Here is a 15,757-nt window from a genome sequence, read left to right on the forward strand (position 1 = left end):
TGCAACGTCGCCCCCACATCGGACGTACGCGTCGTCGTCATCGACTGCACCGACACCGGCGCATCCCCACCCACAGCCACCGACCCGACCTGGATCTGGCGGCTGATCCGGCGGTCGGCGAGCTTGGTCGGAACGGAAGGCATACCGAGAGAAATCGCGGTCATCTGCTGTGCAACCCCATGGTGTGGATCGAGGTCCCGAGATCGGCGGGCTCCAGCCTCCGAGGTTACGGCACCGGGGTTACGCCCAGCACATCGCGCGGGTCAAACCCCACGGAAAGGTGAGCGGCCGGGCACAGGGTGCACCGGCCGCCACAGCCCTGTCTGGAGCCCGGATCAGGTGATCTTGACCGGGTTGACGATGTCCGCGACGAGGACGAGCAGGGTGAAGCAGATGAAGACGCCCGCCACGACGTACGCGACCGGCATCAGCTTGGCCACGTCGAACGGGCCTGGATCGGGCCGCTTGAAGAGCTTCGCAAGATTGCGCCGCACGGATTCCCACAGCGCTCCGGCGATGTGCCCGCCGTCCAGTGGCAGCAGCGGCAGCATGTTGAACAGGAACAGCGAGAGGTTGAAGCCCGCGAGGAGCATCAGGAACATGGCGAACAGGTTCTGTGCCGGTGCGTCGAGGGTCATCACCTCGCCACTGATCCGGGCGGCTCCGACCACGCCGACCGGGGAGTCGTCCTTGCGTTCGCCTTCACCGAAGGCCGCGCTCCACAGGTCGGGGACCTTGGACGGCAGGGCGATGATCGACTCGACGCCGTTGTGGATCATGTCGCCCATGCGATCCACGGAGTCCGTGAAGGAGAGCGGCAGGATCTCGGACTTGGCGGCGAAGCCGAGATAGCCGGCGGGGACGAACTCATCCGGGACGACCTGCCCGTCCGAGTCCTTCTTGGCCACCATGTTCTTCGCGAGGGTGGCGTTGAGGACCTGCTGCCGTCCATCGCGTTCGACGGTGATGGTGGCCGGGCCGATGGTCTCGCGGATGCGGTTCGACAGGGTGGCCCAGTCGTTCACGGGCTGCCCGTCGAAGGCGACGATCTTGTCGCCGACCTCGAGGCCCGCGGCCTGTGCGGGCGAGACGGGGTCGCCCTTGGCGCAGGTGTCGCGGTTGGCGCTCTGGGAGATGACGCACTTCTGGACGCCCGCGACCTCGGTGGTCTGGGTGGAGAAGCCGAACGACATCGCCACCCCGAGGAAGATCGCGACGGCGAGGACCAGGTTCATGAACGGCCCGGCGAACATCACGATCACGCGCTTCCACGGCTTGCGCGTGTAGAACAGCCGGTTCTCGTCACCCGGCTTGAGCTCCTCGTACGCGGCCGAGCGGGCGTCCTCGATCATCCCGCGCCACGGGGAGGTGGACCGGGCCTCGATCCTGCCGTCCACGCCGGGCGGGAACATCCCGATCATGCGGATGTAGCCGCCCATGGGGATGGCCTTGATGCCGTACTCCGTCTCGCCCTTCCGCCGGGACCAGAGGGTCGGGCCGAAGCCGACCATGTACTGCGGCACGCGGATGCCGAAGAGCTTGGCCGTCGAGAGATGGCCCAGTTCGTGCCAGGCGATGGAGAACAGCAGGCCGACGGCGAACAGAGCTATGCCGAGGACCGTCAACAACATCGTCATGCGCGAGCCTCCGCTGTGGCCTTCACTGCCAGTTCCCGGGCCCTCGCACGGGCCCAGTCCTCCGCTTCCAGGACGTCGGCGACCGTCAGCAGGGTTCCCCGCGGGGGCGCTCCGTGCTCGGTGACGACTTCGGTGACCGTATCGATGATTCCGTTGAACGGCAGCCGACCGGCGAGAAACGCGTCCACGCATTCCTCGTTCGCCGCATTGAACACCGCGGGGGCGGTGCCGCCCAGCTCACCCACGTGACGGGCGAGTCCCACCGCGGGGAACGCCTCGGTGTCGAGGGGGAAGAACTCCCAGGTGGACGCCTTGGTCCAGTCGAAGGCGGGTGCGGCGTCGGGCACCCGTCCGGGCCAGCCGACGCCGATGGCGATCGGGCCGCGCATATCGGGCGGGGTGGCCTGGGCGAGGGTCGAGCCGTCCGTGAACTCCACCATGGAGTGGACGTAGGACTGCGGGTGGACGACGACCTCGATGCGGTCGAAGGGGATGTCGTAGAGGAGGTGCGCCTCGATGACCTCCAGGCCCTTGTTCACCAGGGTCGCGCTGTTGACGGTGATGACCGGGCCCATCGCCCAGGTGGGGTGGGCGAGCGCGTCCGTCGGAGTGACGTCCGCCAGCTCCGCTCTCGTACGGCCGCGGAAGGGGCCGCCGGACGCGGTGACGACGAGCTTGCGGACATCGGCCCGTGTGCCGCAGGCCAGCGCCTGGAAGAGGGCGGCGTGCTCGGAGTCCACCGGGATGATCTGGCCGGGCCGGGCGACCGCCTTCACCAGCGGCCCGCCGACGATGAGCGACTCTTTGTTGGCGAGGGCGAGGGTGCGGCCAGCCGTGAGCGCGGCCAGGGTCGGCGCGAGGCCGATGGATCCGGTGATGCCGTTGAGCACGGTGTGGCAGTCGGACGCGGCGAGCTCGGTGGCCGCGTCGGGGCCCGCCAGGATCTCGGGCAGCGGCTCCGGGCCGTACTCGACGGCGAGGGCTTCGCGCAGCCGGGGCACGGTGTCCTCGCGGGCCACGGCGACCGCCTTCACCCCGAGCCGCCTGGCCTGCTCGGCCAGGAGTCCCGGCCGGCCGCCCGCGGCGGAGAGCGCGGTGACGCGGAAGCGGTCGGGGTTGCGCAGGACGAGGTCGATGGCCTGCGTGCCGATGGAGCCGGTGGAGCCGAGGACGACGATGTCCCGGCGGTCCTCACCCGTGTCGGGGGCGAAGACGGTACGGGGGTCGGCGAGGGGGGATGGGCTGTCGCTCATCCCCCCATTGTGGCCGTAACCCGGCGGTGCCAGGACAGGGGTGCACGGGTGACCGGGCGAACGGGTGACCGAGCCACATAAAGACGGGCCGCGCGATCGGCTGCCCGCCGACGGGTGGCCCGGAGCCCGCGGTGGCCGGCGCGCCGTGTGGGTGTCTCCCCGGCGAGTGAGCCGAAGGGGCGCGCGGGTGTCGAAAGGGAGAGCGCGCGGAGGCCGTGAGGAACGAGCGGCCGAGCACGGTCGAGTGTCGACGCACGCTGGAGCGCCCCGGAGGGGAACCGAGCCACAAGAAAATCAGCGGACCGGGCGGTGGAGGTTCTCCCGTTCCGAGGGGCCCGGCGTCGCGTCCGCGATCCAGGGGCCCTCGCCGCTGGGGTCGACGATGCCCTGCTCCAGCCAGGTGTACGTACCGGAGAGAACCCCGTCCACGACCCTGCGGTCGATGTCGTCGGTGTTGGTCCACAGCCGTTCGAACAGCTCCTCGATCCGGATCCGGGACTGACGGCAGAACACGTCGGCGAGCTGATACGCCTCCCGGCCGTGCCCCTCACCGGTCCGCAGCAGCTCCGCGCGTACACACGCCGCGCTCATCGCGAACAGCTCCGCGCCGATGTCGACGATCCGGCCGAGGAAGCCCTGCTTGGTCTCCATCCGGCCCTGCCACCTCGCCATGGCCAGGAACATCGCACGGGCGAGCCTGCGGGAGGCCCGTTCCACATAGCGGAGATGGGCGGAGAGGTCGGCGTGTCCCAGGGGATGGAACTCGCCGTACGAACGCGGGAGCTGTCCGGGGCCCGCGACCAGCTTGGGGAGCCAGCGGGCGTAGAAGGCGCCCGCCTGGGCGCCCGCTCGGGCCTTGTCGCCCAGGGACTTGTCCGGGTCGATCAGATCGCCGGCGACCTTCAGATGCGCGTCGACGGCCTCGCGGGCGATCAGCAGATGCATGATCTCGGTGGAGCCCTCGAAGATCCTGTTGATGCGCAGATCGCGCAGGAGCTGCTCGGCCGGGACGGCCCGCTCACCGCGGGCGGCGAGGGAGTCGGCGGTCTCGAAGCCGCGCCCGCCGCGGATCTGGACCAGTTCATCGGCCATCAGACACGCCATCTCGGAGCCGTACAGCTTGGCGAGCGCCGCTTCGATCCGGATGTCGTTGCGGTCCTCGTCGGCCATCTGGGAGGAGAGTTCGAGGACGGCTTCGAGGGCGAAGGTGGTGGCGGCGATGAAGGAGATCTTCGTGCCGACGGCCTCGTGCCGGGCGACCGGCCTGCCCCACTGCTCGCGGGCGGCCGACCATTCGCGGGCGATCTTCAGACACCACTTGCCCGCACCGACGCACATGGCGGGCAGCGAGAGGCGGCCGGTGTTGAGGGTGGTGAGAGCGATCTTGAGGCCCGCGCCCTCGGGTCCGATACGGTTCCGCGCCGGGACCCTGACCTGGTGGAAACGGGTGACGCCGTTCTCCAGGCCGCGCAGGCCCATGAAGGCGTTGCGGTTCTCGACGGTGATGCCGGGGCTGTCCGCCTCGACGACGAAGGCGGTGATGCCGCCCCGGTGGCCGTCCGACTCGGGCACGCGCGCCATGACGACCAGGAGATCGGCGACGACGCCGTTCGTCGTCCACAGCTTGACTCCGTCGAGGACGTACGCGTCGCCGTCCGGGACGGCGGTGGTGGCCAGGCGCGCGGGGTCGGAACCGACGTCCGGCTCGGTGAGCAGGAACGCGGAGATGTCATGGCGCGCCAGGCGGGGCAGGAACGCGTCCCGCTGCTCCTGGGTGCCGAAGGTCTTCAGCGGCTGCGGCACGCCGATCGACTGGTGCGCGGAGAGCAGCGCGCCGACGGACGGGCTGGCGGAGCCGACGAGGGCGAGGGCCTTGTTGTAGTACACCTGGGTGAGACCGAGGCCGCCGTACTTGACGTCGATCTTCATGCCGAGCGCGCCGAGTTCCCGGAGCCCGTTGATCACCTCGTCGGGGATGCGGGCCTCGCGCTCGATGAGCGCGCCGTCGATCTTCGTCTCGCAGAAGTCGCGGAGCTTGGAGAGGAACTCCTCACCGCGCCGGACGTCCTCGCCCGCGGGCAGCGGATGCGGGTGGATCAGATCGAGCCGGAAGCGGCCCAGGAACAGTTCCTTGGCGAAGCTCGGCTTGCGCCAGTCCTGTTCGCGGGCGGCTTCGGCGACCTGCCGTGCCTCCCGCTCGGTGACCTTGGGAGTCCTGTTCTTCTCAAGTGGTGCGGTCATGAGGTCCACCTCGCCGCGAGTCGGGTCGTGGGGCGTCCGGGCCGGGGCGTGATCGCGCTACCGGCCGGTGCTACTCATCCGTACTACCCGATTACCGATGGCTCCACCAGTCTCCCGCGGCGGTGGAGGTACGCGAGCGGGTGGAGCCGGAGTGCCGCACGCGGCGAAGGAGGCCACGGCCCCGGCCCTGGGCCCGGTGGCGGGCCCGGGAGACGCCGGACGGACCCGACCCCGTACTACACCTACCAGTGGATCTACTCGGCCTCTCCCGGACCGGTAGATCACCAGTGCGGTCGCGTCGTCCGGTCCCCGCCGCCCAGCCGTCGTCTCACCTGTCGCCCCTCCTGCGCGGGAGCGGACCGTACAGCTTCTCGTACTCGGGAAGGTCGGCCTCCGCTACGTACACACCGCTCGGCAGCCGCCGCATGCCGGGGTGCTCCGAGGTCTTTCTGCTCACGGGCACGCCGTCGACGTCGCTGTTCCGGTACGGATACCGATCGCTGGCGGAGTTCTCCACGCACTGCTCGTAACGTTTCTCGGCCAGTGCCCGGCCCGTGTAGTCGACCACCCGCCAGTCGGCGTCTCCACGGACCATGTCGAGCCAGTACCGCACCCTCCCGTCCAGGGGATCCGTGTACTGGGTGACGCTGAACCCGCTGGGGCCGTGCCTCTGCGTGGTGCGCAGCCTGGTGCCCGCCTGATGCGCCTTCCCGTACAGGTCCCAGTACTGGTCCCGCAGCCTGCCCCAGTGCCCGAAGAGGCTGTCCCCGTCCGCCTGGGAGTACAGCACCCGGGAGCCGTCGCTGCGGCGCACGGTGTAGAACGGCCGCCGGTCGACGGGGACTTGCTCCCAGCGGCCCTCGTGCAGGTCCATCAGACGCCGTATCACCGTCCAGGCGGCGCGCTTGTCACCGAAGCGGCGGGTGCCGAAGCCGGCGTGGTCCACGAACCAGCCGGCCGGGCCGATGAGTTCGCCCACCTGGATCTGCGTCGAGCAGTCCATGGGTCCGTAGTCGCGGAGCGCCCACTGCATCACGGCGCGGTACTGGTCTTTGCGGAGGATTATGGCGTCGCCGTCGCTCACGCCGACGACCATAGCCCCCGCGGACCGCGGAAGGTACGGAACTGCCTGCCCGTCCGCCCCGGTGTGCGCCCCTCCCGCGTGCCACCCGGCCACGGCACCGCGTTGCCGCCGTACGAGCGACCTGGAGGCACCAGGCCACAGCCGGATCGGCGACATCGCCCGCGCCGCCCCCGTCCTCAACGGAATCTGGAAATGACCACCGCGAAGAGAGCCTCCCGACGCGAACCTTTGGACGCGACCCGAGAGCCCGCACACAGAAAGTGCCCTCCGCCTGGACCGACAGAACCCCTCAGCAAGGTCCCTCGCCCCAGGGCAGGAAGGGCACTTTCGCGTTTCCGCCCCGAAACCGCCACACCCGAGCGAAACGGCGAGGCTGAAGATCAAGCTAGTACTGCCACCAGTACTTCATGCTGTCGCCACCCCCGTGCTTGACACCAATATGGTAGGTGTGCGCCCACTGCCGGCACGCCTCCCTGGATCCCCTGAATGGGAGAAGCCGTACGGGGTAGGCGTTGCAGGTGTAATCGCGGAGTGTGGTGTAGAAGACCGCATCGACGGCAGATTTCTTGGACTTGTCCCAGGCACGTGTCTTGAGGTAGATGATTCCGTAGCCGTAGTCGTGCATATCGCAGGCGATACGGAAATCGAATCCCCCCGGACGGCTCCCCTTCGGTGATGTGCAGTTGTCATTGTTGACGCCGACCACTGCTTTGTTGCCCACGGTCCGCTTCCACCGAGGTTGGAGTTTGACGCCTCCGTATTCCATCGGCACGGGGCCGGCCCAGCAACCGTCCCTTCCCCAGAGATACTGCGACGCGTACTTGCAATGCGGTTGGAGCGCCGCGATTGAAGGCGTCTTCACCGCGGTGGTCATTTTCCCCGGCGCGGCGTAGGTGAGCGTCCAGGAGCCCTCCGCCGGGGTGGACAGCTGGGTGATGTCGCCTGCCGCGTTGTACGTGTAGGAGTGTACGGCGATCGGCTCACCGTCGATCTGCCGCAGGTCCCTGACCTGGCGCAGGCGTTTGCCGGTGTCGTACTGATAGTCGACGACGGTCACCGGGGCGTCAGCGCCGGCCGCGTCGTAGCTGATGCTCTTCAGGTTCCCTGCGGCATCACCGAACTGAGTGCTTGTGGCCGTGGTTGCCGTGGCATAGGTGAATCCGGTCGCGTCGCAAGATGCCGAGGCGCCGGAAGAACAGATGCCTTGCGGCGTGGTGGGTGACGCGATACCGACGATGCGGCCCTGGACATCGTAGGTGACCCACTGCGACCCGGTCTCGGCGGTTCCCACGCTGGTGACCAGGTATTCGCCGGCGATTTGTGTCCAAGTGCGCACGATTTCGGATCCGCTGGCGCTCCTTTCCGTGAAGGTTCCGTCGGCGTTCCTGGTAACGGTGCTGCCGTCCTCGGCTGTGAAGGTGTCCGGCTTCGTCGCGTCGGCCAGGTACCGGTTGGTCCCCGCGCCGCTGGAGAGTTTGATCTGGACGTAGCCGTTGAAGCTGAAGTCCTTGAGACGGTCACCCAGCCCGCCGCCCAATGGTTCCAGCCGCCAGTTCGGCCCGAGAACCTCCTCGTTGGGCAGAGTCAGATCTAGGCGTTGACCTGCGCTGTGACTGCGTGTGGTGATCATTCCTCCGTCGAACCCGTCCGTGCCGCTCGTGATCCAGACGCCGGTCTCGGGTTCAACGCGTCCGGGCCACTGGTCAGCAGGGGACGGTCCGGGTTCGGCCGGATCATCGCCCTCGCCCGGGGTAAAGGGAATTTCCGTTGTCACGGTCAGTGTGGGCGGTTGGCCGAAGCCCTCCGTATTCTCAGCGGAGGGGAATACTCGGTGGTTGGCTTCCGCGGCTTCCGTCGGAGACTGGAGAACCAGTCCGTGGTTGGCTGTCCCGGCAGCCCACTTGGCGACGATCGCGGTGACATCCCAGGCCATCCGACCCGAGCCGCAGACACCCCGCTGGGATCCCTCCCTGCTGAGTGCCGCGCCCTCGGTGGTGCTGGCGGGCTGGGGAGTCCAGGTCTGCGCTTTCAGATCCCAGAAGTCGGTGATCCGGCGGACTTGGATACCCGTTCCCACCGCGGCTCCGCAGGCTGGGGCATCAACGTTGGTGAGCGTCAACTCTGCCTTGGTGGGTAACTGCAGGCCCCGCGTGTCGAACTTCAGATAGGTTCGCGCCTTTTCACCACTGGCCTCCGTTCCCGCCTTCAGGTAGGGGCCGTCGTTGTTGTTGCCGTCGAAGACGCTGTTGACGTCCGCGTCTCCGGTGGGCGGCAGCGCCACTGTCGCGGCTGCCGCCTTGGTACGGGAGACGCCTGCTGTCCGGGCCGAGAAGCGGCTGGCGGTGATCTTGGTAGTGATCTTGCCGTCGGGTGTCACCTCGGAGACCGCTGCCTGGGATGCTCCCCTCAGCGGCACTGGCTGCCCTGTTTCCACAGCGAGAGACAGCGCTGCGGCCAGTCCTGACTTGTCCTGTGCCTGCGCTGCCGTTGCGGTCTGCGAAGCCAAGGACAAGCTGCCGACCGTCAACGCGAAGGCGAGTACGACGACGGGCAGCCTCGCACGGCTCGCCAGGAGTCTCTGGTGCATGTAATCCCCTTTCCTATACGGATCTCCCACTCGCCGAGATGTTCGGCGAGCGGAAAACGGCAGGACAGGAGCCTGACTGCCAGCGCCGAAGAGGGCCGGCGGACCGTCCTGCCGAGTTGCTGCGTCCCGGAGCATGCGGCGAGGCGGCCCGCAGGGCTTGGCCGTGGCTTGCGCAGTTCTCGTCTCTCGCCGCACGGCAACAGAGACGAAGCCGATGCCTGGTGTTCCCGGGGCGAAATACCGTGGGCGGTGCGGAAGGTGCGGCTGATGAGGAAATGATGCGGAAGAGGAACACCTCGCACCATGTCAATCCGTGCACAGTTCTTGACAATGCGCGCACGTGTCTGGAGGGGCAGGATCAGCTGACGGCACCCGAGGGCGTGCGTCTACGGAGTTCGGTTCGTACCCGGCGCGGCCATGTGCGTGTCCAGGTCACCGATCAGGTAGCGAGCTGGTGGAGGTCGTAGGCGTGGTGCGACAGCCGGACGTGCCCGATCGGGAGGACGCTGATGCCGTCCGGAACGGGGCCGGGTTCGAGGGGCGAGTCGTCAGGTCGTTCCGGGCGGCCCTGCGGAGTCGGGCGGTGGCGTCGGGGTCGGTGGTGCAGTCGGTGAGTCGGCGGGTCAGTTGGTGGGCGAGGGTCCAGGGGAGTGTGGGGTTGTCGTAGCTGATGGTGGTTTGGCCGGTTGGTTGTAGGTGGCCGGTGGGGGTGAGGTGGTAGCGGGTGCCGTGGATGCCGTGGAGGAGGGGTTTGCGGACGCGGATGGCGATGCCTCGGGTGAGGTGGGGGCAGTGGGCGGCGGCTTCGATGCAGGGTCCCGTGCACAGGGGCGGGTGGGTGTTGATCATGTTCTCGGGCCAGCCGTCCCAGTCGGTGGTGTGGTCGGGGAGGAGGAAGAGGTATCCGTGTTCGTTGCGGTCGGCGGGTGTGCGGCAGATCTGGCAGAGGAGGTTGCGCATGGTGTGGGCCTGGCGGGTGGGGTGGACGCGCCGGAATTCGGGGGTGCCGGTGGGGTCGTGGTTGATGCGCAGCCATAGGGCGCCGTCGTCGTCGCGGTCGGGGGCGGTCTCGTTGTGGTAGGCGAGGCCGGTGGCCGGGCGGGCGGTCAGGCCGGCGGGCTGGGGGAGTTCGCGGCTCCAGGCGGTGATGTACGGAACGGTGCCGTGCCGGGTGGTCATGGGGTGGGTGGTCATGGGGTGAGGCCGATGCCGCCGTAGGTGTGGATCCGGTCGGCGGGGATGGTCGTCATGTCGGGGTCGGGCTGGTGCCATTGGTGGACCGGGACCATGCCCGGTTCCAGCAGGGTGAGCCCGTCGAAGAACGAGGCGATGTCGTCGTAGGGGCGGGTACGGGCCTGTACGGCCTGGTCGGCGAGGAGTGCTTCCGCGCGGCGCATGGTCTCGGGTGCGAAGTCGTCGGTGAGGTGACTGATGACGACGGCGCTGCCGGGAGGGAGGGCGCTCACCAGGGTGCGGACCAGGCCGTGGGGGTCGTCCTTGTCGGGGATGCAGTCGAGTACGGCGATGAGGAGCAGGGCGATGGGTTGGGCGAGGTTGAGGTGGTCGCGGGCGGTGCGCAGGATCTGGTCGGGGTGGCGGAGGTCTGCTCGGGTGGCGGTGGTGGCGTCGGGCCGGTTGCCGCGCATGAGGGCGGTGGCGTGGGCGACGACGACGGGGTCGTTGTCCACGTACACCACGCGCGAGGTGTCCGGGTGCTCGTCCTCGATGATGTCGTGGGTGTCGGGCCCGGACTCGGCGGGCATCCCGCAGCCCACGTCGAGGACCTGGCTGATGCCCAGCTCTGTGGCGGCGAAGTGGGTGACGCGGTTGTGGAAGTTCCTGTTCTCGTGGGCCATGAGCCGGGGGTCGAGCCCGAGGTCGGCCATCCGGGCGGCGATGCCGAGATCGCTGTAGTAGGCGTCCTTGGTGCCCTGGCAGGCGTTGTAGAGGCGGGCGGAGGTCATCGGCGGGAGGGGGATACGCGGTGAAGGCTCGTTCGGGTTTTGGAGCATGGTGCGGGTCCTGACGGGTGAGGGTGGTGGGTCCGGTTGCGGACAGCGGCACTGCCGCAATCGGTGGAGACGTCGCGTGCCGGGTCAGACGGCGGGAGCGGCGGTGTTCGGGTGGGGTGTGGCGTATCGGGCGGACCACTGGGGCCGGTGGGGGCCGAGGGTGTGTTCGGCGAGGCGGTGGAGCTGGATGTCGGCGGTGCCTGCGGGTGGGTTGAGGCAGGGGGCGTCGCGGTAGTGACGGTTGACCGGCAGCCGCAGGCCGGTCGCGCCGTGGACGTCGAGGGCGAGACGGGTGACGTCGATCGCCGCGTCGACGGCGGTGAGCTTGGCGTGGATCAGGTCCATGTCGCATGCCTCGCCCCGGTCGAGGCGGTGGACGGCGTGATAGGCGGTCAGGCGGGCGGTGCGGGCGGCCGCTTCCATGCGGGCGGTCTTCGCGCGGACGGCGGGCAGGTCGGCGAGCGGTTTCCCGTACCGCATACGTTCGCGGGCGAAGGCGGCGGTGTCGTGGAGGGCCGCGTCGAGGATGCCGAGGGCGACGGCGGTGAGGTTGGGGCGGCCGTAGAGGATGCTGGAGGAGTACGCGTACGCCAGCCCGCCGCCGATGCCGCCGAGGATGTTCGCGGCGGGTATGCGGACGTTGTCGAGGTGGAGTTCGCCGGTGCTGAATCCGCGCAGGCCCATCGCGGGCCGGTGTTCGGGGAGGGTGAGTCCGGGGCGGTCGTGCTCGACGAGGAACGCGGTCAGCCCGCCGGGGCCGTCGCCGGTCCGGGCCACCACCGTATGCAACTGGCCCACGTGGGAGTTGCCGACGTACACCTTCCGGCCGCTGACCTCCCACCATTTCTTGCTGACCCTGCGGGCGGTGGAGCGCATGCCGAGGACGTGGCCGCCGGACTCCTCCTCGGTGACGGCGATCGTCGGCAGGACCGTGCCGTCCGCGACCGCCGGGAGCCAGGTTTCCTTCTGCTCGGTGCTGCCCAGGTGGATCAGTCCCGCGGTGCCGAGCATGGACGCCTGCGCGATCGCCCCCGCCGCCGCACTCCTTCTCGACAACTCGTGGATGACGACCGTCTTCGCCACATGCCCGGCGTCCATACCCCCGTATCCGGAGGGGATGGTCACACCGATCCACCCCTGATCGGCGATCAGACGGGCCAGCCCGTGCTCCACGACACCGCTCGCGTCCATCGCCTCGGCCCGCGGTGCGACCTCGGCCTCGGCAAACGCGCGCACCCGCTCGCGAAGGTTGTCGTGGTCGTCGGTCAGGAAATCCATTTCATCCCCCCAGGTGGTTCGGCTCACTGCTGTGTGCGGGTGCGGGTGCGGTCATGCGGCCGTGGACGCGAGCGCTTCCCAGGCACGGTCACGGTGGTGCTTGATCAGCCGGAGGGCGGCGCGGGCGGTCGCGGCCGGGCGCGGTCCGATGCCCACGGCGCAGACGGTGCCGAGCACCATGCCGGTGTCCGGATCGATCAGGGGCGCGCCGGCGTAGGAGCGGATGCCGATCTGGTCGACGACCACGTTGCTGGCGAAGCGGGCCACTCCGTACACATCGGGCAGGACCAGGGCACTACGCCGTTCGATCAACGCCGGGCAGTAGCCGTGTTCCAGACTCATCGTCCGGCCCACCGGCGGCAGACCGCTCCCGGAGGGTGTGTGCAGACCGGCGAAATTCTGACGGCCGGTGATCAGATTGACCATGGCATACGGGGCTCCGAGATCTTCGGCGATGTCGGCGGCGAGGGCGTCGAGAGCGGGCACGGGTGCGAGAGTCAGAGGAGTGAGGCCGAGGTCCGCGAGGCGGCGGGCCCGCTCGGCAGGCGTGGACGTCACGGGCGGGCTCCGGTGGTGGCGAGGGTCCGGGCGTGGCGGACGAGGCCGACGAGGACAGTGGCGGCGGAGTGGGCCTTGCGGGCGTCGCAGGACACGAGGGGGACGTGGCCGGGGAGGTCGAGGGCGGTACGGATCTCGTCCTCGGCGTACCGGTGCGCGCTGTCGAACTCGTTGACGGCGACGACGAACGGGAGCCCGCTCGCCTCGCAGTGCTCCACGGCGGTGAAGCAGTCCCCAAGGCGGCGCGTGTCGGCCAGGACCACCGCGCCGACCGCGCCCTCGGACAGGTAGTGCCAGGTGTGACGGAACCGTTCCTGGCCGGGCATGCCGAACAGGAACAGGATCATCGGCTGCGGGTCGCGGAAGGTGATCCGGCCGAAGTCCATGGTCACGGTGGTGGTGGTCTTGCCCGCGACACCGGACAGGACGTCGGTGGCGGCGCTCGCCTCGGAGATGACTTCCTCGGTACGCAGAGGCGGGATTTCGCTGACGGCCCCGACCAGGGTGGTCTTGCCCGCGCCGTACCCGCCCGAGACGAGGATCTTCAAGGAGAGCGGTATCCCGGGGACGCTGTCAGGCGGTGGAGAACTTGCGGTCGAGTGCGACAAGGAGGGCCTCCAGGAACTGAGGGTTTCTGCCGTCCGCGAGGGCAGGGGTGTACAGGTCGAGCGCGCCGCAGGTGATCAGGTCGGATGCGATGATCTTGGTGACCTGAAGGGGGAGGCCGAGCCCGGCGGCGACCTCCGCGACCGAGGTGGTGCCCCGGCACAGACGGACCGCCTGGTGGTGCTCAGGGGCGAGTCCCCCGGCCGATGCCCGGGTGCCGGTCTGGAGGAGGGATTCCGGCCGTAGTGGCAGCCGCGGAGTGGTCCGGCCGCCGGTGAGCCCGTAGGGACGGACCTGCGGGTCGGTCGCGTGGCTCCACCGCACGGGCCTCACCGCAGCGCCTCGCTGTCGGACGGGTGCCGGTCGGGTGTGGCGAGGTGGTCCCCGACGCTTTTGGCGAGCTGTCCCATCTCGTGCCCGACCACTCCGGGGTCGGCGCTGGAAGCGGCTTTGACGGCCAGGAGGGTGCCCTTGCCCGAGCCGATGACGAAGAGGACGCACCGGTCGTGTTCGAGGACCGCCTGCCGGATCCTGCCGGAGGCCCCGAGCACGTCGGGGGCGGACTCCCCCAGGGAGTGGAGTCCGCACGCGAGTGCGCCGATGAGGTCCGCATGGTCGTGCAGCAGTCCGTGGTAGCAGCGGGCGATACCGTCCCGTGTCGCCAGCACCGCCCACTCGACGCCCGCGGTCTTGGTGACGAAACCTTCCAGGAGCCAGCCCAGATCGCCGAGTTCGTCGGCGACGTTGTCGGCACGTTGTTGTTGCATGGTGTCTCTCCGTTCTTCTTCCCGCTCGGAGTTCCGGACGGGGTGAGGGGGTGGCGCGTCCGTCGGGTGTCGGCGGTCAGGCGGGTGCTGAGCCGTCCGTGCCGGAGCCGGAGCGCAGTCCCGCGCTGAACGCGCCCGCGAGCCCCGGACTGGCAGGCCCCGGCTCCACCTCCGGCTCGGTGACCACGGGCCGGGGGTGGGCGGTACCGTCCGACGCCGCACCACGGACGCGCTGAGGCAGCACCGGCCGCGACGGGGATTCGCGTGCGGACGGGCGGACACCACCCACCGCCACTCCGGCCGGTGCCGGGACCGGCACCGGGGCGGGGGCAGGGGCAGGGGCGGGGTCGTGACGGGGCGACGGCTCCGGTACGGACCGCCCCGCGCCCCGACCGCCCGAACCGGCCGAGTGGTCCGAGTGGTCCGAGTGGTCCGGGCCGTCCGTGGGACGGTGGGACACCACGGCTGTCATCTCCCCGGATCCGGCGACGGTCGCGTCGGCCGGTTCCGGTGCCGGGTTCTGGACGGGGACCAGGAGCCGGTGCGGGAGCACCACCAGCGCGGTGGTGCCACCGAGGAGGTTGCGGCGCAGTTCGACGCGGATGCCGTGCTGCTGCGCGAGGAGGGCGGTGACAAGGAGGCCGATCCGTCCGTCCGCCAACTGATCGCGTACGTCGGTCGCTTCGGGGTGTTCCAGCAGCCGGTTCGACCACTCCAGCCGCTCGGGCAGCATGCCCAGCCCGCGGTCCTCGATCTCGATCACGTGTCCCGCCGCGACCGGCCGCGCGGTCACCAGAACCTGGTGCTCGCTGAAGCACAGCGCGTTGCCGATCAGCTCCGTGAGGAGGTGCACCACGGCGGGCCCGGCATGGGGCGCGATCGCGACGGCATCGGGATGCCAGGTGGCGCGGGCCCGGCTGAAGTCCTCGGTCTGCGCGATCGCCGCCCGCAGCGCGGTCGAGATCAGGACCGGCGCCCGGCCTGCGGGCAGCGGACGGCCGCCCAGCACCAGCAGAGACTCGGTATAGCGGCGCACCAGCGTGGTCACGTGATCGACACGGAAGAGGCCGCCGAGCAGATCCGGGTCCTCGGTGTCCCGCTCCAGATCGTCCAGCACCCCCAGAGCCCGCAGAACGAGCCCCTTCAGCCGGGGCGCGATACTGCCGATCACGTCCTCACCCGCGTCCCGCCTCCTGCGGGCCGTCGCCGCCACCTCAGCGGCGGCCTCCTGCCACGCCTGTGCCAGCAGCAGTTCCATCGCATGGAACGGATCGCCGGGAACGCCCACGGCAGGCGGGGCGGCGCGTACCACGGGCACCCGCCCCTCGCCGACCGCGTGCAGCACCCCGGCGAAGTCCGTACGCCCCTGCGCCGTCGCTGTCTTGTACCGCCTCAGCCACTCCCAGCACTGCGACCGCACCTGCGCCACCTCCGCCTCGGTCCGCGCGCTCCACGCGTCCCGCTCAGCCGCACGGGCAGTGGCGTCCCTCCCGGCCCGTACGTGTGCGACCAGCAACCCGACGGCCCCCACCACACCGCCCCCGCCCACCGACCACCCCGCACCGGCACCCGCGACACTCACAGCCCAGGCCACCGACGGGACACACATCCCCGCACCCAGCCAACCCGCATACCGGACACGTAAGAAGACGTTGTCCTATCGATCTTGAGTGCGGTGTGATCGAAAGTGGCCCTCGGGGCGGGTGATTCTGTCGTGGCTGTGCATGAAGACAG

At 69.6% G+C, this 15,757-nt stretch carries 14 protein-coding genes; all 14 read right to left on the bottom strand.

Annotated elements, in window-relative coordinates; genetic code table 11:
* Positions 1 to 164, bottom strand: a 164-nt coding sequence (locus ACWEFL_RS35470) for a flavodoxin-dependent (E)-4-hydroxy-3-methylbut-2-enyl-diphosphate synthase (protein ID WP_451721140.1), incomplete at its 3' end; no start/stop codon positions are given.
* A gap of 171 nt (positions 165 to 335) precedes the next feature.
* Positions 336 to 1,637: a M50 family metallopeptidase gene (locus ACWEFL_RS35475; protein ID WP_451721114.1), complete on the bottom strand. Its 1,302-nt coding sequence runs from the start codon at positions 1,635 to 1,637 to the stop codon at positions 336 to 338.
* Positions 1,634 to 2,890: a 1-deoxy-D-xylulose-5-phosphate reductoisomerase gene (gene dxr, locus ACWEFL_RS35480; RefSeq protein ID WP_451721116.1), complete on the bottom strand. Its 1,257-nt coding sequence runs from the start codon at positions 2,888 to 2,890 to the stop codon at positions 1,634 to 1,636. Before dxr ends, ACWEFL_RS35475 begins: the two co-directional genes overlap by 4 nt.
* A 294-nt stretch (positions 2,891 to 3,184) precedes the next feature.
* Entirely contained in the window at positions 3,185 to 5,131 is a 1,947-nt protein-coding gene (locus ACWEFL_RS35485; protein ID WP_451721118.1) for an acyl-CoA dehydrogenase family protein, read from the bottom strand.
* Positions 5,132 to 5,459: 328 nt separating this feature from the next.
* Positions 5,460 to 6,215 carry a hypothetical protein gene (locus ACWEFL_RS35490; RefSeq protein ID WP_451721120.1) on the bottom strand — a complete coding sequence of 252 codons (756 nt, stop codon included), beginning with the start codon at positions 6,213 to 6,215 and terminating at the stop codon, positions 5,460 to 5,462.
* A gap of 385 nt (positions 6,216 to 6,600) precedes the next feature.
* Positions 6,601 to 8,802 (bottom strand): phospholipase A2, encoded by a 2,202-nt coding sequence (locus ACWEFL_RS35495; RefSeq protein WP_451721122.1) that lies wholly within the window; start codon positions 8,800 to 8,802, stop codon positions 6,601 to 6,603.
* Between the two features lie 432 nt (positions 8,803 to 9,234).
* Entirely contained in the window at positions 9,235 to 9,996 is a 762-nt protein-coding gene (locus ACWEFL_RS35500) for a hypothetical protein (protein ID WP_451721124.1), read from the bottom strand.
* Positions 9,993 to 10,766 (bottom strand): SAM-dependent methyltransferase, encoded by a 774-nt coding sequence (locus ACWEFL_RS35505; RefSeq protein ID WP_451721126.1) that lies wholly within the window; start codon positions 10,764 to 10,766, stop codon positions 9,993 to 9,995. Before ACWEFL_RS35505 ends, ACWEFL_RS35500 begins: the two co-directional genes overlap by 4 nt.
* 132 nt (positions 10,767 to 10,898) lie before the next feature.
* On the bottom strand, positions 10,899 to 12,092 hold the full coding sequence (locus tag ACWEFL_RS35510) for an acyl-CoA dehydrogenase family protein (protein ID WP_451721128.1): 1,194 nt from the start codon (positions 12,090 to 12,092) through the stop codon (positions 10,899 to 10,901).
* A gap of 51 nt (positions 12,093 to 12,143) precedes the next feature.
* Positions 12,144 to 12,650: a GAF domain-containing protein gene (locus tag ACWEFL_RS35515; protein WP_451721130.1), complete on the bottom strand. Its 507-nt coding sequence runs from the start codon at positions 12,648 to 12,650 to the stop codon at positions 12,144 to 12,146.
* Entirely contained in the window at positions 12,647 to 13,258 is a 612-nt protein-coding gene (locus tag ACWEFL_RS35520) for a GTP-binding protein (protein WP_451721132.1), read from the bottom strand. Before ACWEFL_RS35520 ends, ACWEFL_RS35515 begins: the two co-directional genes overlap by 4 nt.
* Positions 13,224 to 13,580 (bottom strand): DUF742 domain-containing protein, encoded by a 357-nt coding sequence (locus ACWEFL_RS35525; protein WP_451721134.1) that lies wholly within the window; start codon positions 13,578 to 13,580, stop codon positions 13,224 to 13,226. The genes ACWEFL_RS35520 and ACWEFL_RS35525 overlap by 35 nt, the downstream gene beginning before the upstream one ends.
* A gap of 5 nt (positions 13,581 to 13,585) precedes the next feature.
* Complete coding sequence (locus tag ACWEFL_RS35530; protein ID WP_451721136.1) at positions 13,586 to 14,023, bottom strand: roadblock/LC7 domain-containing protein; 438 nt, start codon at positions 14,021 to 14,023, stop codon at positions 13,586 to 13,588.
* A 76-nt stretch (positions 14,024 to 14,099) separates the two neighbouring features.
* The gene (locus ACWEFL_RS35535; protein ID WP_451721138.1) at positions 14,100 to 15,605 is read right to left on the bottom strand and encodes an ATP-binding protein; all 1,506 of its coding nucleotides are present in this window, start codon (positions 15,603 to 15,605) and stop codon (positions 14,100 to 14,102) included.
* Between the last annotated feature and the right edge of the window lie 152 nt (positions 15,606 to 15,757).

It is taken from the genome of Streptomyces sp. NPDC004838 (assembly GCF_053600955.1).